Source organism: Lentzea sp. NPDC058436, from assembly GCF_042721515.1.
Classification (GTDB): domain Bacteria; phylum Actinomycetota; class Actinomycetes; order Mycobacteriales; family Pseudonocardiaceae; genus Lentzea.
The window spans coordinates 161,615-181,801 of record NZ_JBHXLF010000010.1 but is presented as its reverse complement, the minus strand read 5'-3'; the positions used below and the strand labels follow the sequence as shown (position 1 = coordinate 181,801).

At 69.7% G+C, this 20,187-nt stretch carries 24 protein-coding genes; 10 read left to right on the top strand and 14 right to left on the bottom strand.

Features of this window, described 5'->3' with window-relative positions; translation table 11 throughout:
• Positions 1 to 11 precede the first annotated feature (11 nt).
• On the top strand, positions 12 to 284 hold the full coding sequence (locus ACFWN2_RS30290; RefSeq protein WP_382433133.1) for a hypothetical protein: 273 nt from the start codon (positions 12 to 14) through the stop codon (positions 282 to 284).
• A 48-nt stretch (positions 285 to 332) separates the two neighbouring features.
• On the opposite strand, the gene ACFWN2_RS30285 is transcribed toward ACFWN2_RS30290, so the two are convergent.
• The 3 genes from ACFWN2_RS30285 to ACFWN2_RS30275 are packed head-to-tail and all read right to left on the bottom strand — an operon-like array spanning position 333 to position 2,657.
• A complete protein-coding gene (locus ACFWN2_RS30285) occupies positions 333 to 788 on the bottom strand; it encodes a DUF350 domain-containing protein (protein ID WP_382433131.1) in 456 nt (151 codons plus the stop codon).
• A gap of 21 nt (positions 789 to 809) precedes the next feature.
• Complete coding sequence (locus ACFWN2_RS30280) at positions 810 to 1,973, bottom strand: glutathionylspermidine synthase family protein (RefSeq protein WP_382433129.1); 1,164 nt, start codon at positions 1,971 to 1,973, stop codon at positions 810 to 812.
• 6 nt (positions 1,974 to 1,979) lie between these two features.
• A complete protein-coding gene (locus ACFWN2_RS30275; RefSeq protein WP_382433127.1) occupies positions 1,980 to 2,657 on the bottom strand; it encodes a hypothetical protein in 678 nt (225 codons plus the stop codon).
• Between the two features lie 194 nt (positions 2,658 to 2,851).
• Between ACFWN2_RS30275 and ACFWN2_RS30270 the strand changes: the two genes are divergently transcribed.
• The 4 genes from ACFWN2_RS30270 (at position 2,852) to ACFWN2_RS30255 (ending at position 5,380) form a co-directional block, all read left to right on the top strand.
• Positions 2,852 to 3,868, top strand: coding sequence for a septum formation family protein (locus ACFWN2_RS30270; RefSeq protein ID WP_382433125.1), 1,017 nt, complete (start codon positions 2,852 to 2,854; stop codon positions 3,866 to 3,868).
• Positions 3,865 to 4,215 carry a metallopeptidase family protein gene (locus tag ACFWN2_RS30265; protein WP_089907725.1) on the top strand — a complete coding sequence of 117 codons (351 nt, stop codon included), beginning with the start codon at positions 3,865 to 3,867 and terminating at the stop codon, positions 4,213 to 4,215. Before ACFWN2_RS30270 ends, ACFWN2_RS30265 begins: the two co-directional genes overlap by 4 nt.
• 86 nt (positions 4,216 to 4,301) lie before the next feature.
• Positions 4,302 to 4,727: a hypothetical protein gene (locus ACFWN2_RS30260; RefSeq protein WP_382433123.1), complete on the top strand. Its 426-nt coding sequence runs from the start codon at positions 4,302 to 4,304 to the stop codon at positions 4,725 to 4,727.
• Complete coding sequence (locus ACFWN2_RS30255) at positions 4,727 to 5,380, top strand: hypothetical protein (RefSeq protein ID WP_382433121.1); 654 nt, start codon at positions 4,727 to 4,729, stop codon at positions 5,378 to 5,380. Before ACFWN2_RS30260 ends, ACFWN2_RS30255 begins: the two co-directional genes overlap by 1 nt.
• A 10-nt stretch (positions 5,381 to 5,390) precedes the next feature.
• Here ACFWN2_RS30255 and ACFWN2_RS30250 read toward each other — a convergent pair whose 3' ends face one another.
• Complete coding sequence (locus tag ACFWN2_RS30250; protein ID WP_382433119.1) at positions 5,391 to 5,984, bottom strand: histidine phosphatase family protein; 594 nt, start codon at positions 5,982 to 5,984, stop codon at positions 5,391 to 5,393.
• On the bottom strand, positions 5,981 to 6,871 hold the full coding sequence (pheA, locus tag ACFWN2_RS30245) for a prephenate dehydratase (protein WP_382433117.1): 891 nt from the start codon (positions 6,869 to 6,871) through the stop codon (positions 5,981 to 5,983). Before pheA ends, ACFWN2_RS30250 begins: the two co-directional genes overlap by 4 nt.
• Positions 6,872 to 7,018: 147 nt before the next feature.
• Here pheA and ACFWN2_RS30240 point away from each other — a divergent pair, with 147 nt between their 5' ends.
• A complete protein-coding gene (locus tag ACFWN2_RS30240; RefSeq protein ID WP_382433323.1) occupies positions 7,019 to 7,537 on the top strand; it encodes a macro domain-containing protein in 519 nt (172 codons plus the stop codon).
• Positions 7,538 to 7,597: 60 nt separating this feature from the next.
• On the opposite strand, the gene ACFWN2_RS30235 is transcribed toward ACFWN2_RS30240, so the two are convergent.
• On the bottom strand, positions 7,598 to 8,092 hold the full coding sequence (locus ACFWN2_RS30235; protein WP_382433115.1) for a GNAT family N-acetyltransferase: 495 nt from the start codon (positions 8,090 to 8,092) through the stop codon (positions 7,598 to 7,600).
• Positions 8,093 to 8,153: 61 nt separating this feature from the next.
• On the opposite strand from ACFWN2_RS30235, the gene ACFWN2_RS30230 reads away from it, so the two are divergent.
• A complete protein-coding gene (locus tag ACFWN2_RS30230; RefSeq protein ID WP_281244928.1) occupies positions 8,154 to 8,771 on the top strand; it encodes a response regulator transcription factor in 618 nt (205 codons plus the stop codon).
• Here the strand turns inward: ACFWN2_RS30230 and ACFWN2_RS30225 are convergent.
• Genes ACFWN2_RS30225 through ACFWN2_RS30210 form a run of 4 tightly spaced genes read right to left on the bottom strand, consistent with a single transcriptional unit; the run spans position 8,749 to position 15,292 of the window.
• Positions 8,749 to 9,855 (bottom strand): GAF domain-containing sensor histidine kinase, encoded by a 1,107-nt coding sequence (locus ACFWN2_RS30225; protein ID WP_382433112.1) that lies wholly within the window; start codon positions 9,853 to 9,855, stop codon positions 8,749 to 8,751. The two genes, ACFWN2_RS30230 and ACFWN2_RS30225, sit on opposite strands and share 23 nt — an antisense overlap.
• A gap of 5 nt (positions 9,856 to 9,860) precedes the next feature.
• Positions 9,861 to 12,854: a thiol reductant ABC exporter subunit CydD gene (cydD, locus tag ACFWN2_RS30220; protein WP_382433110.1), complete on the bottom strand. Its 2,994-nt coding sequence runs from the start codon at positions 12,852 to 12,854 to the stop codon at positions 9,861 to 9,863.
• Positions 12,854 to 13,825: a cytochrome d ubiquinol oxidase subunit II gene (gene cydB, locus ACFWN2_RS30215; protein ID WP_382433108.1), complete on the bottom strand. Its 972-nt coding sequence runs from the start codon at positions 13,823 to 13,825 to the stop codon at positions 12,854 to 12,856. Before cydB ends, cydD begins: the two co-directional genes overlap by 1 nt.
• A gap of 12 nt (positions 13,826 to 13,837) precedes the next feature.
• Positions 13,838 to 15,292 carry a cytochrome ubiquinol oxidase subunit I gene (locus ACFWN2_RS30210; RefSeq protein ID WP_382433106.1) on the bottom strand — a complete coding sequence of 485 codons (1,455 nt, stop codon included), beginning with the start codon at positions 15,290 to 15,292 and terminating at the stop codon, positions 13,838 to 13,840.
• Between the two features lie 329 nt (positions 15,293 to 15,621).
• Between ACFWN2_RS30210 and ACFWN2_RS30205 the strand changes: the two genes are divergently transcribed.
• Entirely contained in the window at positions 15,622 to 16,200 is a 579-nt protein-coding gene (locus tag ACFWN2_RS30205; protein WP_382433321.1) for a TMEM165/GDT1 family protein, read from the top strand.
• Here the strand turns inward: ACFWN2_RS30205 and ACFWN2_RS30200 are convergent, their stop codons facing one another.
• Positions 16,201 to 16,650: a MarR family winged helix-turn-helix transcriptional regulator gene (locus tag ACFWN2_RS30200; RefSeq protein ID WP_382433319.1), complete on the bottom strand. Its 450-nt coding sequence runs from the start codon at positions 16,648 to 16,650 to the stop codon at positions 16,201 to 16,203. It abuts the gene before it with no gap.
• Between the two features lie 76 nt (positions 16,651 to 16,726).
• On the opposite strand from ACFWN2_RS30200, the gene ACFWN2_RS30195 reads away from it, so the two are divergent.
• Positions 16,727 to 17,077, top strand: a complete 351-nt coding sequence (locus tag ACFWN2_RS30195; protein ID WP_382433104.1) for a cupin domain-containing protein — start codon at positions 16,727 to 16,729, stop codon at positions 17,075 to 17,077.
• Here ACFWN2_RS30195 and ACFWN2_RS30190 read toward each other — a convergent pair.
• Together ACFWN2_RS30190 and ACFWN2_RS30185 are read right to left on the bottom strand one after the other, a co-directional pair.
• Positions 17,074 to 17,919 (bottom strand): alpha/beta hydrolase, encoded by an 846-nt coding sequence (locus tag ACFWN2_RS30190; protein ID WP_382433102.1) that lies wholly within the window; start codon positions 17,917 to 17,919, stop codon positions 17,074 to 17,076. The two genes, ACFWN2_RS30195 and ACFWN2_RS30190, sit on opposite strands and share 4 nt — an antisense overlap.
• Positions 17,916 to 19,139, bottom strand: coding sequence for an amidohydrolase family protein (locus ACFWN2_RS30185; RefSeq protein ID WP_382433100.1), 1,224 nt, complete (start codon positions 19,137 to 19,139; stop codon positions 17,916 to 17,918). The genes ACFWN2_RS30190 and ACFWN2_RS30185 overlap by 4 nt, the downstream gene beginning before the upstream one ends.
• Before the next feature lie 53 nt (positions 19,140 to 19,192).
• Between ACFWN2_RS30185 and ACFWN2_RS30180 the strand changes: the two genes are divergently transcribed.
• Entirely contained in the window at positions 19,193 to 19,756 is a 564-nt protein-coding gene (locus tag ACFWN2_RS30180; RefSeq protein WP_382433098.1) for a TetR/AcrR family transcriptional regulator, read from the top strand.
• A 36-nt stretch (positions 19,757 to 19,792) separates the two neighbouring features.
• On the opposite strand, the gene ACFWN2_RS30175 is transcribed toward ACFWN2_RS30180, so the two are convergent.
• Positions 19,793 to 20,179, bottom strand: coding sequence for a hypothetical protein (locus tag ACFWN2_RS30175; RefSeq protein WP_382433096.1), 387 nt, complete (start codon positions 20,177 to 20,179; stop codon positions 19,793 to 19,795).
• Positions 20,180 to 20,187: the final 8 nt, after the last annotated feature.

Below are 20,187 nucleotides of genomic sequence, written 5' to 3'. Positions count from 1 at the left end.
GTGTGAGAGCCGTGCGCCAGTGGCTGCCGCCTGACCCGGACGACCGGGCGTACTTCCTCGCGCGGATGAGGCGCGAGCGGGTGCTGGCCTGGGCGGGGATCGCCTTCGGCGTCCCGTTGCTCGCGATCCTCGGACCGGTGGCGTGGGTGCGGTTCGAGGACGCCGAAGCCACGATCGCGGATCTCCCGTACTCGTGGCCGATCTGGGGAGCCATGGTGGCCGTGCTGGTCGTCGGAGGCGGCGTCCACCACCTCCTGACGACCGAGAAGCCGCCCGACGAGTGAGGACCCGGCGCCGCTGGGGCACCGGGTCCTCGTCCGAGATCGCGCGACTTAGTAGATCGCGAACGCCACCACGAGACCGAGCGCGACGTGCGCGGCGGCCACGACCACGGAGGCGGGCGCGAACTTGTCCGACTCGATGATCGAGCCGATGTCGAGCCTGGTCACCCACTCCAGCAGACGCACGGCCGCGACCTGCACGATGATGCCGACGATGCCGTAGATCAGCGACGTGAGCAGGCCCTCGTCGAGCTTGCCGACGGCGCTCAGGATGGCCACCACGACGATGAACGCCATCGAGACGAGGCCTGAGGCAGTGACGATCACGGCGTTCGGGGCACCGTTGCGGACCAGGATCGACAGCTTGCCGGGCGTCGTCCAGTCGATCGCGTAGAAGCCGAACACCATGAGGACCAGACCGACGACGGCGTACAGCGCGATCGCGCCGATGCCCCGGCCGATGGCCGAGCCGAAGCCGGGGTCCAACGCGAGCGTCGTGTAGTCCATTACCTGTTCCCTTTCGGAGTCTTACTCGACAATGCGATGCGGCACGAACGCCGCGCCATCGTCGGTCACCAGACCGACTGTTTCCCGGATGCCGAGGCCTGCCGACGTGTCGCCGACGACCCAGGCACCCAACGCGGGGCGGTAGCCGTCGAACTCCGGAAGCGGATCGAACAGCTGGTAGACGAAACCCTCTTTGCCGTACACGCCACCGGTCTGCGTCTCGTAACCGGGAGCGACGATCTGGATGTTCGACCCCTCGCGGCCGAGCAGCGGCTTGCGCACGTACTCGGTGAGCATGCCGGGGTCGTTGAGGTACGCGGGGAGCAGGTTGGGGTGGCCCGGGTACATCTCCCACAGGACCGCGAGCAGCGCCTTGTTGGAGAGCAGCATCTTCCACAGCGGTTCGAGCCAGAGGGTGCCGGGCAGCGACTCGACGGCGTGGCGGCCGAACTGCTCCTCGACCACCCACTCCCACGGGTAGAGCTTGAAGACCGTGCCCATCGGGGCCTCTTCGAGGTCGACGAACCGGTTGAGCAGCGTGTCCCAGCCGATGTCCTCCATCGCGATGCCCACGGTGTTGAGACCGGCCTCTGCGGCCGTCTCCTGCAGGCAGGCGGTGGTGAGGTGGTCCTCGCCGGACGGGTCCGCGCTCGACCAGCTGAAGTGCAGCTCACCGGACGGGAGCTTGGCACCGATCTCCGTCCACTGCTCGACCAGGCGCTCGTGCAGCGAGTTCCACTGGTCGTCGTCCGGGAAGACCTCGGTCTTCCAGTACCACTGGATGTAGGCGGCCTCCAGCAGTGACGTGGGGGTGTCCGCGTTGTACTCGAGCAGCTTCGCGGGGCCCGACCCGTCGTAGCGCAGGTCGAAGCGGCCGTACACGTGCGGGTCGCGGCGGCGCCACGACTCGGCGATGTGCGGCCAGACCCACTCGGGGATGCCGAAGTCGCGGTAGCGCTCGGTGAGCACGACGTTGTCGACCGCGTCGAGGCACATGGAGTGGAGCAGCTCGACGTCGGCTTCGAGCGAGAGGACCTCGCTCATCTCGAACACGTAGTGCACGGACTCGTCCCAGTAGGGGCGGTCGGCGCCGTTCGCGTACTTCGCGGGCAGCCCGAAGACCAACCCCTGGTCGGAGACCGTCCGCTGCCAGTCCGGCCGCGGATGTGAGGCTTCACGACGCAACTGTGCTCAGCCTCCGCTGCTCTTCGAACCGCTGCTGACGCCGAAGCCGCCGCGCTGGACCGACGTGCCCGACTTCGTCGAGACGTTCGCGCCCTTGGGGACCGTGTAGCTGCCGCCGACGGCCTTCTGCCCGACCGAGCCGGTGCCGCCGTAGTTGTAGCGGTACGAGCTGCTGCCGATGTAGATGAAGCCGCCGCTGCTGTACCCGCCGTGGCTGCGGTAGTAGCTGTCCGAGCAGTAGTCGTCGTCGACGATGACGTTGTTCTGGTCGGTGCACTGCGCCGTGACGTTCTTCGGGCTGGCGGCCGCGTACCAGATCGCGACCAGCGCGACCACGCCCACGGTCACGCCACCGCCGATGAGCAGGCGTTTGCGCGTCTTCCGCTTCTTCTCGAAGGCGGCGGACTCGGCGGCGAACCGCTCCTGCTGCGCCTTGAGGGCGGCGGCGCGAGCGCGTTGCTCGGCGACCGTCGCCTGACGCGGCTTCGTCACGCCCGCCTCCTGCTGGCGCATCTTGCCCTTGGTGGGCTTCTGCTGCGCAGGTTGGTTCGGACCGGCCTGCTGCGGCGCAGGCTGGTACGGCGGCGGCTGCTGGCCGGGCTGTTGCGGCTGGCCGGGCTGTCCCGACGGCGGCCCAGGCTGGGGCGTCGGCTGGCCAGGTCCTGGCAGGTTGTTGTCAGTCATCACCACTCCCGCGGGCAAGGTACCTAGTGAGACTGTGAAAACACGGCCGATTGGGGGACGAGTGTCCTAAAAGCAACACTCGACCCCAACCCCGGCGCACAGCGGTCTCACACGGCACGGGCATCATGGATGAGATGTCTCCGAGCGCCGGTTGGTTGAGTCGATCTGGTCACATCCGCGACACGCGGCTTGTGATGGTCGGCGCATTCGTGGGCGCCTTCGGCCTGCTGATGTTGTCGACTTTCACATCTGTGCTGGCAGGAGGCCCGATCAGCACGAAGCGCGAGCTGGTCAACGCCGCCTACCAGGCCGGCGTCGGCGAGTGCCTCAACTGGGAGAAGGCCGACCTGTCCGACGCGCAGAAGGTCGACTGCGCCGCCGCGCACAAGTTCGAGGTCAGCGGAACGGCGGACATCACCGGCGCGTACCCGAAGGAAGCGCCGTACCCGAACGCCGAGGCCTGGGAGAAGATCGCGCAGGAGAACTGCGCCCAGGCGTCGACCACGTACATGTCGGGCAAGCTCGACCCGCTGGGCAAGTACGGCGTCAGCACCCTGAACCCCGACCAGACCCGCTGGTCGAGCGGATATCGGGAGCTCAGGTGCGGTCTGCAGGTGGCGGCACCGTCCGGTGCGGCCCTGCCGTCGTTCGGCAGCGCGAAGACCCAGGACCAGTCGAACGTGTACGACCCCGGCGTCTGCGTCGCGCTCGGCGAGAAGAACACCGTGGGTGACCCGATCGAGTGCGCCAAGCCGCACGCGTTCGAGATCGTCGGCGTCGTGGAGCACCCCGAGGGCGAGTTCGTGGCGCCCGAGAAGCAGGACACGGTGATGTCCGAGAAGTGCGCCGCGATAGCCGCCGACTACACCGGCGGCGCCGACCTGAAGGCCAAGAACCTGCTCATCACCTGGGACACGCGCGCGGCGGAGAGCTGGGCGGTCGGCTCGCGCAAGGCCAACTGCAAGATCGGCGCCGTCCCCCAGGGCGAGAACCTCGTGGCGTGGGAGGGCAGCGTCCGCAACCCCAACGGCGCGCCGCTGACCACCGCGAACCCGCCGCAGACCACGTCGGTCAAGCCCCAGGACGAGCCCACCGGCGCCCCGCTGCACTCCGAGTCCGGCAAGGCCTCGGAGTCCGGCAAGCCGTCCGGCTCGGACAAGCCGGACCCGCCGTCCTCCGGCGCACCCTCCTCCAGCGCGGAGAACCGATGACCGTCGAGATGACCAGGGCACGCTTCGACGAACTGGTCGAGGAGGCCCTGGACCTGGTCCCGCCCGACTTCATGCACGCGATGAACAACGTCGTGGTGCTGGTCGAGGACCGCAACCCCGACGAGCCGGCGCTGCTCGGCCTCTACCAGGGCATCGCGCTGACCGAGCGCAACACCGACTACGGCGGCACGCTGCCCGACCACATCTTCATCTACCGCGAGGCGATCCTCGACATCTGCGACACCGAGGACGACGTGGTGGAGGAAGTGATCATCACCGTGGTGCACGAGATCGCGCACCACTTCGGGGTGGACGACGCGAAGCTGCACGAGCTGGGCTGGGGCTAGCCCGTTCAACCGCGGCGATCGGCCGACCGGGTTCTGCGATACTCCGTTCGGAGCAGTGAACGCTGCTCGGAACTCCTGGGGGACGAATGCAGAACAAGAGCCGTGTGCTGGTAGCCGCCTGCCTCCTGACCGCCGGCGCGCTGGTGAACGCACCCGCCGCGCAGGCCGCGAACGAGGACTGCGTCTTCCAGCTCGACAACCCGCACGCCTCGCACCACGTGCCCGGCAACACGAACGCCGCGGCGACGATCCGGTGCAACTCGGCGAAGAACTACCTGGGCATCACCGTCGAGCTCTTCAGCCACACGCCGGTCGCCCAGCGGGTCGGGTTCGCCGAGTGGGGCAACGACAGCGGCACGGCGAAGTTCTACCGGCTCAACGCGGACTGGAACCAGTGCCACAACGGCATGGTCATGAGCGCGCACGCCAAGTACGCCGTGGTCGACAAGAACGGCAATCCGACGCTCCAGGAGAAGGACTCGGGCCGCGTGACCGTCAGGAACTGCCCGTAGTGGGGAGCGCCGACGCGTCGCCGGTGATGCGCGAGCTGGTGAGCCGGTTCGCGGACGATCCGGCGCGCGTCGACGCGTGGACCGACTCCGAGCTGTACGCGGAGATCGTGCTCGCCGCGTCGGTCGTGGCAGGCGGTTCCCCCGCCGGGACGTGGAGCGATGCCGCCGCGGAACGCATCGGCGAACGGATGGGCGCGGGGTGGTTCGCCGGCGTGGCGCTCACCTCGCCGCAGCTGCACCACGGACCGGTGCCGGTGGTGCGGGTGACCAACGGTGATCCGCGTTCGGTCGTCGGGCAGAAGCCGCGGGGCGCGCTGTGGACGTCGTCCCGGCTGCCCGACGGCTCCACCGGCTGGTCGCTCCTCGACCACGGCCGCGAGCCGGTCGAGGTGGACTTCGACCCGCACGAGGTGCGCGTTCACCACCTCGACGGCATCAAGGACTATGTGCGCCTGGTGGCTCGTCACCCGCGCACGGTCGACGGGACGGCGCACGTCGACTGGGAGGCGGCGGCCACCGAGTTCGACGCCGTCCACCTGACCGCGCGCGGGCTGCTGCGGATCGAGGGGCTCGTGGTGGACACGCCGGCCGGCACCGCGTGCCTGACCGGCTGGAACGCCGAGTGCACGGTGTGGCTGCGCGCTCCCGGCTAGCAGCGAGCGGCTAGATCTCCACGCCCGCCCACGACCGGCACACCCAGCCGTCGCCCTCGGTCTCCAGCACCACGACCCCGGTGTTAGGCAGCAGGTTCTCCGCCAGCTCCACCGGCACGTTCGACGCCAGCGCCAGCGCGCCCATCCGGCCCGCGCCGCCGTGCGTCACGACCACGACGGTGCCGTCCTGCCGGATCGAGTCGATCGCGGCCAGGAACCTGTCCAGCACCTGCTGCCCGGTCTCTCCGCCGTCGGGGAACGCCACGTCGAGCGCGCCCTCCGCCCAGCGGATCACGGTCTCCAGGTAGGTCTTGTACGCCTCGGTGTCGTTGCGGCCCTCCAGCGAGCCGACCTGGATCTCCTCGACGCCCTGCAGGATCTGGACGGGCAGGCCGAAGCGTTCGGCGGTCGGAAGAGCGGTCTGCTGGGCGCGCAGTCCGATGCTCGCGTAGACGGCGACGAGCTCTTCGGACGCGAGGAGGTCGGACAGTTCGCGGGCCTGCTTGCGGCCCAGTTCGGTGAGCGGGGGGCCCGGCATGGCCGTGTCCAGCCTGCGCTCGATGTTCGACGCCGTCTCACCGTGCCTGACCAGCAGCAACCTCACCCGCGCTCGCCCTTTCTGACAGCATCGACCCAGGAGGCGGCTGCGGCGAACTCGGCGTTGTGAGCCTCGACGGGCTCCTGGTCGGCCTTCGGGAAGGACCCGAGGAACCGGATCTCGCGCGAGTGTCGGTGCAGCGCGGCCAGCGCGTCACCGATCCTCGGCTCTGCGATGTGCCCCTCGACGTCGATGTAGAAGCGGTACGTCCCCAGTTTGCCCTTCTGCGGACGCGATTCGAGGCCGGTGAGATTGATGCCACGCAACGCGAGCTCGGTGAGCAGCTCCGACAGCACGCCCACGCGGTTCGGGGTGGTCACGACGACGCTCGTGCGGTCGGCGCCGGTTGGCTCCGGCAGCTGACCTGGCCGGCGCAGCAGCAGGAACCGCGTGCGCGCGTCGGGCACGTCCAGGACGTCCGTGGCGTACTCGTCGAGCTTGTAGTGGTTCACGGCCACGGGGGCGGTCACGGCGGCGTCGAACTCGCCGCGTTCCACCTCTGCGGCGGCCGCGGCGGTGGACGAGGTGGCGATCGAGGTGACGCCCGGCAACGTAGCCGCGATCCACTCGCGGACCTGGGCCAGCGCGTGCGGGTGCGAGGCGATCGTCTTGATGTCGGTCGTGCCGGGACGGACCAGGACGCTGAACCGGACGTCCAGCACGGTCTCGGCCACCGCCACGACCGGTTCGTCGCGCACGAGGGCGTCCAGGGTGGCGGGCACCGCGCCCTCGACGGAGTTCTCGATCGGCACGCACGCGAAGTCGACGGAGCCGGAGCGCACCGCGGCGAACGCCAGCGGGATCGTCTCGACCGGGACCAGTTCGCCCTCGAACCGCATCGCTGCCTGCTCGGTGAAGGTGCCCTGTGGTCCGAAGTACGCAATGCGCGGCATCAGGTCAGCGTAGTGCGGCGGTCCGAGGCGGAAATCACGCCTGTGTCCGTGGCCAAACCTGGGTTCCGCCAGGGCCGTTCGAACTGGAATGCTTGGGGCGTGCCCGCTCTAGCGCCAGAACTCGTGTTGTGCGCGGTCGACGAACCGATGGCGAACGCCTGGCTCGCCGTCGCCGACGGACGCACCGGGGTGAGGGTGCATCGCGGGTCCGTCCTGGACATCCACGCGCAGGCCATCGTCAGCCCGGCGAACTCGCAGGGCTGGATGCGCGGTGGCATCGACGCCGTCTACGCCACGGCGTTCCCCCTGGTCGAGAACAACGTCCGCAGCGCCGTCCTCGCGCTGCACGGCGGTGAGCTCCCGGTGGGCGACGCGCAGATCGTGGCGACCGGCGAGACCGAGCCGGCGTGGCTCATCAGCGCGCCGACGATGCGCCTGCCCGGCGAACGGCTGCCGGTCGACACCGTCCACCCGTACCTCGCCGCACGGGCCGTGCTGCGGCTGTGGAGCGAAGGACGCCTGGAGGACGGCACGCCGGTGCGCGACGCCGTCCGCACCATCGCGATGCCGGGGCTCGGCACCGGGGTGGGAGGCGTCACGCCGTCCACGTGCGCCCATCAGGTCGCCACCGCGTGGGACGAGGCGTTCAACCCGCTCCACGTGTGACGACGGTTGTCCACAGGACTTGTGCACAACCCTGTGGACAGAGCTGTGGACACTTGTGGACTACTGCCGTGGCGCGACCCATCGTTCCAGGTCGACCTCGTCCGTGATGGGGATGCCGAACTCACCCACAGCCGGTATCTCCGGCTTGAGCTTGCGCGCCTCGCGCACCGCGTCGGGTCTCAGCGCGGTCAGCTTGAACCCGCGGCGCTGGTAGAACCGGATCGCGTCGAGGTTGTCGTTGGTGGTCGTCAGCCGCACCCGGTTGCACCCGAGCGTGCGCGCCTGGCGAACCGCGGCGTCGACCAGCGCGGTGCCGACGCCGCGGCCCCGCCGCAGCGCGTCGATCGTCACGATCTCCAGCTGGTGGTTCGTCACCGCGTAGGTCAGCAGACCCAGCACGTGACCCTGCTTCTCCACGAGGAAGCCCGGCAGACTCGCCGGGAAGAACACCTCGCCGTGCGCGACGGCGGTGTGCGCGCCCCACAGCTCGAGAACCAGTCGGGCGACAACTATGCGATCTGCTTCCTCGACCGGTCGTACCGAGCCTTCTGCCATGACAAGAACTGTGCCAATTCGAGTCACACTCAGGAACAGCCATTCGACGTACGGTGGATTCGTGCCAGTGCGCGTTTTGTTGGTTGACGATCACGAAGTAGTGCGCAGAGGACTGCGCGAGATGCTCGACGACGAGGCGGACATCTCGGTCATAGCCGAGGCCGGGTCCGTCGACGAGGCGGTGACCAGAGCCGCGGCGACACCGCCGGACGTGGCCGTTGTGGACGTCCAGCTCCCGGACGGCAGCGGGGTCGACCTGTGCCGGTCGTTGCGCGACCTTGGCATTCGTTGCCTCGTGCTGACCGCATTCGACGACGAAGAAGCGCTCGTCGGCGCGATCATGGCCGGGGCGTCGGGCTACCTCCTCAAGCAGGTTCGGGGTCAGGACGTCGTCACGGCCGTGCGCGAGGTCGCTGCTGGACGGTCCCTTCTGGACCCGGCCACCACAAGCCGAGTACTCGAACGGATGCGCAATCCGGCCCCGATCGGACTCACCGACCAGGAACAGCGCGTGCTCGAACTCATCGGTGAGGGCCTGACGAACCGCCAAATCGGTGAAAGGTTGTTCCTCGCGGAGAAGACCGTGAAGAACTACGTGACGTCCGTTCTGTCCAAACTCGGCATGGAACGGAGGACGCAGGCCGCCGCCTGGGTGGCTAAACGGGGACGGACCAGGTGAGCGTCGTCCCGTTCGGCGAACTCACGACGCGGAAGTCACCACTCGCGGACTTCGCCCGTTCGGCGAGGTGCCGCAGCCCGCGCTGAGTCACTCCGGACGGGATGCCGCACCCGTTGTCCGCCACGCGCAGCAGCAGGTGCTTCTCATCGCGCCGTACGTCGATCTGCAGGTTCGTGGCGCCGGAGTGCCGCACGACGTTCGACAACGCCTCACGCAACGCCGCCCGTGCGTCGTCGGCGTGCCTGCGCGGCACGTTCGCCAGGTCGCCCGCCACGTGCAGGCGGGGCGCGAAGCCGAGCAGCTCACCGGCCGTGCGGACCTCGGCCTTGATCGAGTCGAGCAGGTCGGCGCCCTCGGCGGGGTCGGTGTTGCGCAGCTTGCGGACGGTCGCGCGGACCTCGGCGATCGTCTCGTCGACCAGGTCGACGGCCTCGTTGATCCGCGCGCGCTGACCGGAGTCGAGCTTCTTGCCGAGGCGCCGTTCCAGCAGGCTGAGCTGTACGCCGGCACCGTAGAGCCGTTGGATGATCACGTCGTGCAGGTCGCGGGCGATCCGTTCGCGCTCCTCGTAGACCGCGACGCGCTGGCGGGCGGTGAAGCCCTCGGACAGCACCACGGCGAGGCCGGCCTGCGCCGCGAACGCCGACAGCACGTCCACCGTCTCCGGTGTGAACGGCGCCTTGTCCCTGCGCCGGTACACCGCCAGGGCACCGATCTTGCGGTCCGAGGTGCCGAACGGCGCGACCGCGAACGGCCCGTAGCTCCGCAGCGCCTGCGGCACGTACGGGGCCGTGCGCGGGTCGTTCGTGACGTCGTCGGCGATCACCGGGACGCCCGTGCGCGCGGCCTTGGCGGCGGCGCTGCGCGGGCTCAGCGTCGCCACGATCGGCTCGCCGGAGGACGCCTCGACGGTCAGCGTGCCGTCGTCGTCCTCGGTGGCGAGCATGGCGAGGACGAGGTCGGCGTCCGCGATCTCCGCGGCCGCCTCCACCACGAGCCGCAGCACGTTCTCCGGGTCTTCCAGCGCCGCCGACGTGATCTCGGTGGACGCGACGAGCACGCGCCGCGCCAGAGAGGGGTCCATGGTCCTCAACGGTATGCGGGAGTGCCGAGGTCCAGCACCAGGTCCGCCCTCGCCGCCTCGTCCGGGCGGTGCGTGATGTGCAGAACGGTCCTGCCGTCCTGCCGGAGCTGCGCCAGCAACCGGCGCGCGGTCGGTTCGTCGAGGTGCGCGGTGGGCTCGTCGAGCAGCACCACGTCGGCGTCGTGCAGCAACGCCCGTGCCAGCGCCAGCCGCTGCGCCTCGCCGCCGGAGACCTGGTCGGGCCTGATCACCGTGTCGAGCCGGTCCACCCAGTCGTCCAGGCAGGCCTTGCGCAGGGCCTCCTTCAGCGCCTCGTCGTCGTGCTGACCCGACATCCGCAGGTTCTCCCTCACGGTCGTGCTGACCAGCATCGGCTCCTGCGGGCACCAGGTGGCGCGCGGCAGCTCGACGATGCCGCGTTCGGGCTGCAGGAAGCCCAGGAGCAGCGCGAACAACGTCGACTTGCCGCTGCCCGACGGTCCGACGATCGCGACGTGCGTGCCGGGTTCGACGTTCAGGTGCAGGTCGGTGAGCGTCGGCTCGGTGGCGCCTGGCCAGCGGACGTCGACGTTCTCCAGCCGGATCCGCCTGCCCCTGTGCACCTCGGGCCGTTCGGGAGCGTCGAACCGCAGCCTGGCCGAAGCCTCGCGCAACGCCCTGCGCTGCTGGGCGGCCAGCGGCAGCGCAGCCAGCGGTTCGGCGAGCGCGAGCGGCACCAGGCCCAGCACCGGGTTGCCGGTCATGGCGCAGGCCAGCGCCGCCGCACCGGTCGCGAGCAGGACGATCGCCGTGGCCGCACCGGTGCCAAACGCTTGCTTGCGGGTCTGCGCCGCGAGCTCGACGTCCTCGGCGTGCAGGCGGTCCAGCAGGCGGTGGTGGGCGTCGTGCGCGATGAGGTCCGGCGCGGCGGCGAGCGCGTCGATCGTGGCGCGGGCGACCTGGCGGCGGCCCCTGGCGAGCTTCGTGCTGGCCCTGCGCTCGGTCCAGACGGCGACGGCCGGTGCCGCGAGACCCGCGACCAGCAGCAGAACGCCCAACGTCAGCGAGGCCGCCGGGTCGATGAACGCGAACAGGACCGTGGTCGCGATGCCCGCCCCGATCGCCACGACCGGCGGCACCAGCACCCGCGGGATCAGGTCGCGAACGGTGTCGGTGTCCTCCACGAGCCGTTGCAGCCCATCACGCCGTTGAGCCCGCACGAGCCGGAGCCACAGCTCGGCGCGCAGCTTGGTGGCGAGCTTGAACGTCTCGTCGTGCGTCACCAAGCGCTCGATGTACCGCAGCACGCCTTTGCTCAACGCGAACGTCCGCACGCCCACGACCAGCACCGACAGCGTCAGGATCGGCGGCATCTCGGCGGCGCGGGCGATCAGGTGGGCGGCGAGCGCGGTCAACGCGATGCCGGCGACGGCCGCGAGAACGCCCAGTCCGGCGCCCTTCCACGGGATCGGCAGGCGCTTCGACCGCTCCGGCTGCGCCTCGTCGGTGACGACCCTGGCGAACGTCTCGTCGTCGGTCGCCTCCTTCTCGCGGTGCGACGCGAGGACGACGGCCGCGGTGGCGCTGGCTCGCTTGATCGCTTTGTCGACTTTGCGACTTGTCACCGGGTCGAGGTGCGCGGTCGGTTCGTCGAGAAGCAGCACCGTCGCGCCGTGGCGAACCCTCAGCAGGGCGCGCGCGACTGCGACGCGTTGGCGTTCACCGGTCGAGAGGTCGGTGATCTGACGATCGAGGAGATGCAAAGCCACGACCTCGTCCGCGACCTGCTCGACGTCGTCGGCGCCTGGGACCGTCAGCTCCAGCTCGGCGCGTGGGGTGGCGGCGGCGAACGCGGGTTTCTGCGGCACGTAGGCGATGTCGCCTGCCACGAACGCGGTGCCGTCCGTCGGTTCGACGAAGCCCAGCAGCACCCCGAACGTTGTCGACTTTCCGGCGCCACTGGCCCCTTCAAGTCGATAAATCTCCCCCGGCCGCACGTCGAAGCTGATGCCGTCCGGAGCGAACCCACCGCGCCGAAGCACGCGCAGGTTGTCGACGTGCACCGAGCCACCGGGCAACCGGGGCCTCTGCGACCCCTCGTGGTCGACGACCTCGGCCACGCGCCGGACCGCCTCCAGGCCGTCCTCGCTCGCGTGGTGGGCGGCACCGGCCGCGCGCAACGGCAGGTAGCACTCGGGCGCCAGGATCAGCACGACCAGCGCGGTCATCAGTGTCATGTCGCCGTGCACGAGCCGGATGCCGACGCCGACGGCGATCAGCGCGACGCTCAACGACGCCGCGATCTCCAGCACCAACGCGCTGAGGAACGCGATCCGGAGCGTGCCCATCGTGGCCTTGCGGTGCTGCTCACCGATCTGCCGGACCGCACCGGCCTGCTGCTCGGCCCGTCCGAAGACGGTCAGCACCGGCAGGGCGCGGAGCAGTTCGAGCAGCTGCGCCGACAGCAGTTCGGTGACGTCGGCTGCCTTCTTGACCCACTTCTCGGTGTACCAGCCGATCAGCGCGGCGAAGACCGGGATCAGCGGCACGGTGACCGCGATCAGCACGGCCGACGGCCAGTCGGTGAAGAGGATCCACGCACCGGCCAGCGGCGGCACGATCGCGGCCGTGACCAGCGCGGGCAGGTAGCGGGTGAAGTAGGCGTCGAGCGCGTCGAGGCCCTTGGTCGCGAGCACCGACAGCTCGGCCGTGCCGCGTTCGGCGATGAAGCCGGGGCCGCGTTCGAACGACTTGGCGAGCAGCTGGGTCCGCAGCTCCTCCTTGGCGCCGGCGGCGGCACGGGCGGCGGCGCTCTCCGTCGCCCACGACAGACCGGCACGGGCCAGGATCGCCACGGCCAGCAGCGGAAGGCCCTCGCGGGTCGTGATGACCGACGCCAGCGCGACGGCCTGGGCGACGAGCGCCAGTGAGTTGAGGAACGCCAGCGCGCCCACCCCGACGAGGGCGCGCCTGGCGTTCCTGGAGAGCTGGGGCAGAGCTCCCAGCGGGCCTCGTTTCATCAGTGCGCTGCCGGGATGTGCCGAACACCGATGCGCTTGCGGAACACCCAGTAGGTCCAGCCCTGGTAGACGAGGACGGCGGGCGTGCCGAACGCGGCGACCCAGGTGATCACCTGCAGCGTGTACGGGCTCGACGCGGTGTTCGCGACCGTGAGCGACCACGCGTCGTTCAGCGTCGACGGCAGGACGTTCGGGTAGAGCGAGCCGAACAGCAACGCGACGCTGGCCGCGATCGCCAGTCCCATCAGCGCGAACGACTGCCCGTCGCGGTCCGCCGCCAGCCGCCACATCGCCAGGCCGAGGATCACCACGACCACGGCGGCCCACAGTCCGGCGACGATCGCCAGCAGAGCCACGAGCGGCAGCAGTACGACGGGCGCCAGCATCAGGGCGGTGCGACGGGCCCGTTCGCGGATCTCGCCCTCGGTCTTCAACGCCGTGAACACCGCGCCGTGCACGAGTGCGTAGCCCGCGAAGGCAAGCGCGCCGACGACCGTCTCCAGCCGGATCGCCGCGAAGGGCGAGCCGACGCGGTCCCCGTTCGCGTCGATCGGCAGGCCCAGCACCGTCGTCGAGATCAGCAGACCCACGCAGAGCGTGGCGATCCACGAACCCGCGACGATGGTGAAGTCCCATGCCTTGCGCCAGCGCGGGTTGTCGACCTTGCCGCGGTAGTCGAACGCGACCCCGCGCCCGATCAGCGCGATGAGGAACAGGGTTAGTGGCAGGTACGCGGCGCTGAGCAGCGCCGCATACCAGCCGGGGAAGGCCGCGAACGTGGCACCGATCGCGACGATGAGCCACACCTCGTTGCCGTCCCAGACCGGCCCGATGGTGTTGATCATGACCCGGCGTTCCTGGTTGCTGCGCCCGAGAACCGGCAGCAGCATGCCGACGCCGAAGTCGAAACCTTCGAGGAACAGGTAGCCGAGCCACAGCACGGCGATGAGCACGAACCAGAGCGTTTCCACGTCGTCCCTCCCCTAGTACGCGAACGCCAGGGCGCCGTCGTCGGTCTTCTGGGGCAGCACGCCTGGAATCCCGCCTCTGACGTACTTGCGGATCAGGTAGACCTCCACGACCGCCAGCACGGTGTAGACGGAGGTGAGCGCGATCAGCGAGGTCAGGATCTCGCCGGGGGTCGCCTGGCTGACCGCCTGCGCGGTGAACATCCAGACACCGTCCACACCGGACGGGTTGGGCACCACGACGAACGGCTGCCTGCCCATCTCGGTGAAGATCCAGCCCGCGCTGTTGGCCAGGAAGGGAGTCGCGATGCCGGCGAGGCCGAGAGCCGGGAACCACCATCCGGTGGGCGTCCGGTTCCTGCGCGTCAACCAGAGCATGAAGACTCCGAGGCCGGCCGAGATGGCGCCGAACCCGATCATCAACCGGAAACCCCAGTAGGTCACGGGAAGCGCGGGCACGTAGTCGATCGGCTTGCCGCTGAGCTCACCCAGCCGTTCGTCGACGGGGTAGAACTCGCCGTACTTCTCCTGGTACATCGGGACGAGGTCCTGGATGCCCTTGACCTCGCTGCTGAAGTCGTTGTGCGCCAAGAAGCTCAGCAGTGCGGGCACCGTGATGCTCTTGACGTTCTCGCAGTCGGGCCTGGTGACGTCGCCGACCGCGAAGACGCTGAAGCTCGCGGGTTGTTCGGTGTGGCACAACGCTTCCGCGGCGGCCATCTTCATCGGCTGCTGCTCGAACATCAGCTTGCCCTGCAGGTCACCGCTGATCGCCAGGGCGCTGAACGCGACCACGCCGACCCACGTGCCGAGCTTGAGCGAGCTGCGCCAGACCCGTTCCTCCTCCGACCTGCGGTGCAGGTGCCAGGCGGCGATGCCCACGAGGAACGCGCCGGCGACGGCGAACGCGCCCGCGATGGTGTGCGGGAAGGCGGCGAGCGTCGTGTTGTTGGTCAGCACGGCCCAGATCGAGGTGAGGCGAGGACGGCCCTCGTGCATCTCGATGCCGACGGGGTGCTGCATCCACGAGTTGGCGGCGAGGATGAAGTACGCGCTGGCCATCGTGGCGAGGCTGAACGCCCAGGCGCAGGCCAGGTGGACCTTCTTCGGCAGCTTGTCCCAGCCGAAGATCCACAGGCCGAGGAACGTCGACTCGACGAAGAAGGCGACGATCCCCTCCATCGCGAGCGGCGCGCCGAACACGTCACCGACGAACCGCGAGTAGGCGCTCCAGGCCATGCCGAACTGGAACTCCTGCACGATGCCCGTCACGACGCCCATGGCGAAGTTGATCAGGAGGAGCTTCCCCCAGAACTTCGTCATCTTGTAGTAGCGCTCGTTGCCGGTGCGCACCCACGCGGTCTGCATCCCTGCCACCAGCAGGGAAAGGCCGATCGTCAACGGCACCATCAGAAAGTGGTAGACGGTGGTGATGCCGAACTGCCACCGCGCGAGTTCGAGTACTTCCACGTCTCCGAGCGTAGGTGTGGATCATGGGCCTCATCAGGTACGACGGTCCCGTCCACGCTCGGGACCAAGGTCCCGTGCGCGAAGTCACGCCTTGTGGGTGACATGCGTCGGTTACGATGTGTGCGCCAGAGGGGAGTAGTTCCCACCGGAGCGGTCAGCCGGTGGCGTGGTGATCGACATACTGATCCGCCTTCGAGCAGATCCGGTCCCACACCCGATTTCGATCGGGCGAACGAGACCTCCGGCCAGGTGAAAGCACGCCTGGTCGGGGTCTGTCGCGCCTCCGTCCGGGTACGTATTCGGACGTGGAGGACCTCGTGGCCACATCATTGCTCGCGTTCGTCACCGCTTTCGCGGTGGTGTTCCTCGTAGAGCTGCCCGACAAGACCATGGTCGCAACCCTGGTGCTGACCACGCGCTACCGCGCCTGGCCGGTGTTCGTCGGCGTCGTCGCGGCCTTCGCCGTGCAGAGCGTGGTGGCCGCCGCGTTCGGGTCGGCCATCACCCTGCTCCCCGACCGCGTGGTGGCGGGCGTGGTCGCCGTGCTGTTCGGCGTCGGCGCGTTCATGCTGCTGCGCGAGGGTTTCTCGCGGAACGAGGACTCCGCTGACGAGGCGGGGACGCAGACCACCGTGCCGTTCTGGCGCGCGGCCCTGACGTCGTTCGGCGTGCTGTTCGCCGCCGAGTGGGGCGACGCCTCGCAGCTCGCGACGGCCGGCATCACCGCCCGCTACGGCGCGCCGCTGGCCGTCGGTCTCGGTGCCTGGCTGGCCCTGGTCGCCGTGGCCGGACTCGCCGTGCTGGTGGGTCGCAAGCTCGCCGGGCGGTTGCCGACGCACTGGATCCAGCGGGTCGCCGGGGTGGTCTTCGCGGTGTTCGGCGTGGTCGCCCTGACCCAGGTGTTCTAGCTACCAGACCGGACGGAGCCCTGGCTGGTCCTCGCCGTGCACGTGTCGCAGGTACGCGGCGAGGCCCGACTTGATGGTGGTCAAAGCGTCTTTCCCGATCGCCTCGGCCATCTCGGCTTCGAGGTCGGACCACAGGTTGTCGGCGAGCTTCAGGTAGTCGCGCCCCTTCGCGGTCAGCGTGACGTACTGCGCGCGCTTGTCCGTGGGGTGCGGCTCCCTGAGCACGTAACCCCACTCGTCGAGCTCGTTGACGATCTTCGCCGCCGCCTGCTTCGTGACGCCGAGGTGCTGTCCGACGTCGACGGTGGTGGCGCGCTTCTCCTTGAGGAACCGGAAGACGTAGCCGTGGGCGGGCCGCAGCGGCTCCAGCCCGATCTGCCCGAGCCGGTCGTGGAACTGGTCGCCCATGGCGCGGTACGTCATCGCCAGCAGCATCGGCACCGGTTCCATCACGTCTCCAAGGTAGACAACCTGGTTGACCTTATTCTAAGGTTAGACAACCTGGTTGACTACTTTGGAGGTTGCCTTGCTGATCACGGGGGATTCCGCCCGGCTCCACGAGTTCGGCGGTTTCGAGTTCCGCTCCCTGGCCGTGCCGTCGCGCGGCAGTGCGGAGATCGCGCTGTGGACCGTCGACGTGCCGGAAGGAGGCGACGGCACGCCGCACCGCGCGTCGAAGGAGGAGGTGTTCTACGTGCTGTCCGGGTCGGTGACGATCCAGGGGCAGACGGCCGGCGCCGGCGACGCGATCGTGGTGCCGCCGGACACCGAGCTGTCGCTGACCGGCGGGCCGGCACGGGTGCTGGTGGCCACGTCGGTGGGGATCGAGGGCACGCTGGCGGACGGGCAGACGATCACGCCGCCCTGGTCGCTCTAGCTGCGGCAGGTCCTGAGGTAGCTGAGGAACGAGGCCTGCAGGCCGGTCACGTGCGTCTCGCGCAGCACCTCGCTCGTGACCGCGCCGCCCCGGGACGTGAGGCGGTGCAGGACGGTGGCCGCGTTCTTCGCGAGGTTCTGGTAGATCGGGATGTCCCCGAAGAGCTCGCGGTCGTTGACGGTGACGTGGAGTCTGGCCTTCGGGTTGTCGTCCAGCTCCCGGAGCCGGGCGAAGATCTGGCTGTCCTCGCCGGCGACGCCGGGGCTGCCCGCCCCGACGCTCTCGAAGAGCGGGGTGCCGGTGAGCCAGGCGTAGAGGCTGAAGAGGCCGCCGTAGGAGTAGCCGAAGAGGCCGTGACCTGTCGGGGCCGTGCCGTGGTCGCGTTCGATCCGCGGGTGCAGTTCCCCGGTGATGAAGCCGAGGAACGCGTCCGCGCGGGTGTCCTTCAGCTCGGCGAGGTAGGCGTCGGCCTGGTCGCGGGTCATCGCACCGGACTCGACTCCCATCTCCACGGCGTCGAGGAACTCCTGGGCGACCGGCTCGCCGGGAGGCACGAGGTCCCTGTTGCGCAGCCGCGCCCAGTGCTGCGCCTCCTCGCCCGCGTAGCCGATGCTGACCTGGACGTACGGCTTGATCTGCTGCATGGGGTCCCGCTGGGTGACGATGAGCGGGGCCGTCATGCCCACGGTCCAGTTGCCGTCGAGCACGTACACGACGGGCGCCGGTGCGGCAGGGTCGTAACCGGGCGGCGTGGTGACCCAGACGCCGTAGTCGTACCCGCTGCTGGAGTGCATCTCGAAGTAGTCGGTGTCGGCGAGGCAGCCGTGCCACATGGTGCTCATCGGAGGTCCTTCACAACACGTCCGGCTTGGACGACGAGTACGGCGTTGGCGGGGTCGGCGAAGAGGGCGGGGTCTTCGAGCGGATTTCCGTTCCAGAGCACGAGGTCCGCCTGCATCCCGGGGGCGATGAGGCCCACCTCGGGCAGGCCGAGGATCTCGGCGTTGGTCTTCGTGGCCGCCACGAGGGCGTCCATCGGCGACTCGATCTGCGCGCGCAACCGGAGCTCTTCGCCGCGACGGTCCTGAGCCGGTCCGATGAGGTCGGAACCCAGCCCGATCCGCACCCCGGCGGCCTTGGCGATGGCCAGCGCGGTGACCATCCGCTCCCGCACGCCCGTCACGCGTTCGCGGGTCGCCTCGCCGAGGCCGGCACCGGCCGTGTCGTGCAGCAGCTGCTCGACCACGGCGAACGTGGGCACGAGCGCGACCCCGCGAGCAGCCATCAGCGCGGCCGTGGGTTCGTCGATGTCGGTGCCGTGCTCGACGCAGCGCGCGCCGGCCTCGACCGCGTTCCGGATGCCTTCGTTGTTGTGGGCGTGCACCGTCACGTAGGTGCCGCGCGCCGAGGCTTCCTGGACGGCGACGGCGATCTCCTCGACGGTGAACTGCGTGTCGGTCAGCCGGTCGTGGCGGCCAACCACTCCGCCGGTCACGCAGAGCTTGAGGAACGACGCCCCGCGCCGGAACGCCTCGCGCACGTTGCCGCGCAGCTCGTTCGCGTTGCCCGCCATCATCGACAACGCCACCAGGCCCGGCACGTGATGACTGCTCCACAGCTCGGTGGGCTCCCACTCGGCCCCGTAGTAGCCGTGGCCGCCGGTCTGGCACTGAACAGGCCCGCACGACAGCACACGCGGCCCCCTGACCTTGCCCTTCGCGATCGCGGTGACGACACCGCCGTCGATCCCGCCGGTGTCGCGGAGGGTCGTGAACCCGGCGTCGAGCGCCGTGCCGGCCGTGGCGAAGATGTCCGCCGCGATCTCGGCGGCACTGATCTGGAACGAGAACTGCGGCTGGATCGGACTCGACAGGCCCAGGTGGACGTGGGCGTCGATCAGGCCGGGCGTCATCGTCAGCCCGTCGGCGTCGAGGCGCTCGCCTTGCTCGGTGGAGGCGCCGAGGTCGGTGATGCGCCCGTCCTCGACCGTGACGACCGTGTCCGCGGGGTCGCGGCCCGACCCGTCGACGACCGTCGCGCCGACCACCTGGAAACGTCCCACGAGCCCCTCTTTTCCATTGGATAAATGTCTTGTCCAATGGATAAACTGCTGGCGTGTCCCTGTCAAGCACCCACGGTGATGCCCGCGAGCGTCTGCTGGCGCGGCTCCTCGACGCGTTCGACGAGGGCCTTCCGTCACCGGAGACGTCGCTCCGCGAGATCGCCGCCCGCACCGAGACCAGCCACGCACTGCTGCGCTACCACTTCGGGTCGCTCACGGGTGTGCTGGTGGCGATGCTCAGGGCACAGCGCGCACGGGACAACGAGGTGCTCTTCAGGGACGCCGGTCAGGGCACCTTCGAGGATCTGGTGCTGGCGATCTGGCGGACGTACACCAGCCCCGAGCGGCTGTCGCGCATCCGCGGGTTCTTCCACGTCGTGGGGCTGGCCGCGTACAGCCCGGAGGACTTCCGCGAGTTCGTCGAGTCGCTGGACGACCTGACCGGGATGCTGGCCTCGCTGGCGGAGCGCGAAGGGCTCGACGCCGGGGAGGCTCTGACCACGGCGACCGTGGCCGTGGCCGCGATCCGTGGGCTGCTGTTGCAGGAGGTGTTGACGCCGGGGGCCTGTTCGGAGGAGGCGGTGGCGCTGGTCCTGCGATTGAGCAGGCGGGAATGACTGTCCGGCCCGCCTGGTCCGGCGGGCCGGCGCGCGTCAGTTCGCCGGTGAGCCTTCCTCGCGCGGAGGCTCGGGTGCGGTGTCCGGGACCTCTTCGCGGAGGTCGTGGGCGATCTTCTTCGCCTCGTCGATGAGTCGCTGGGACTCGTCCAGGCGGCTCTCGTCGGGTGGCGTGAGGTCACCGGCGGGTTCGGTGGGCCGCTCGGCCAGCGTCACGCCTCCCGGCGCAGTGGCGCGGTCCTCGCCCGACACCGCGACCGGCTGCCCGTCCGGCAGCACGGCGGCTTCGCCGTCCGGCACGCCTGGCTGCTCGTCCACCGCGCTGGCCGGCTCCTCCTCCAGCGAGACGGGCCGCTCCCCGTCCGGTACGACGGCGCGGTCCTCCACCGGCGCGACGGGGCGGTCTTCGTCCTGCACGGTCACGCGGTCTT

Excerpts from the sequence above, each read along its gene's own strand:
- ACFWN2_RS30265 (WP_089907725.1), top strand. The coding sequence starts at position 3,865 with ATGACCGTCGAGATGACCAGGGCACGCTTCGACGAACTGGTCGAGGAG.
- cydD (WP_382433110.1), bottom strand. The coding sequence starts at position 12,854 with ATGAAACGAGGCCCGCTGGGAGCTCTGCCCCAGCTCTCCAGGAACGCC.
- pheA (WP_382433117.1), bottom strand. The coding sequence starts at position 6,871 with ATGCCGCGCATTGCGTACTTCGGACCACAGGGCACCTTCACCGAGCAG.
- ACFWN2_RS30225 (WP_382433112.1), bottom strand. The coding sequence starts at position 9,855 with ATGGACCCCTCTCTGGCGCGGCGCGTGCTCGTCGCGTCCACCGAGATC.
- ACFWN2_RS30260 (WP_382433123.1), top strand. The coding sequence starts at position 4,302 with ATGCAGAACAAGAGCCGTGTGCTGGTAGCCGCCTGCCTCCTGACCGCC.
- ACFWN2_RS30235 (WP_382433115.1), bottom strand. The coding sequence starts at position 8,092 with ATGGCAGAAGGCTCGGTACGACCGGTCGAGGAAGCAGATCGCATAGTT.
- ACFWN2_RS30285 (WP_382433131.1), bottom strand. The coding sequence starts at position 788 with ATGGACTACACGACGCTCGCGTTGGACCCCGGCTTCGGCTCGGCCATC.
- ACFWN2_RS30240 (WP_382433323.1), top strand. The coding sequence starts at position 7,019 with ATGGCGAACGCCTGGCTCGCCGTCGCCGACGGACGCACCGGGGTGAGG.
- ACFWN2_RS30190 (WP_382433102.1), bottom strand. The coding sequence starts at position 17,919 with ATGAGCACCATGTGGCACGGCTGCCTCGCCGACACCGACTACTTCGAG.
- ACFWN2_RS30270 (WP_382433125.1), top strand. The coding sequence starts at position 2,852 with ATGGTCGGCGCATTCGTGGGCGCCTTCGGCCTGCTGATGTTGTCGACT.
- ACFWN2_RS30275 (WP_382433127.1), bottom strand. The coding sequence starts at position 2,657 with ATGACTGACAACAACCTGCCAGGACCTGGCCAGCCGACGCCCCAGCCT.
- ACFWN2_RS30200 (WP_382433319.1), bottom strand. The coding sequence starts at position 16,650 with ATGGAACCGGTGCCGATGCTGCTGGCGATGACGTACCGCGCCATGGGC.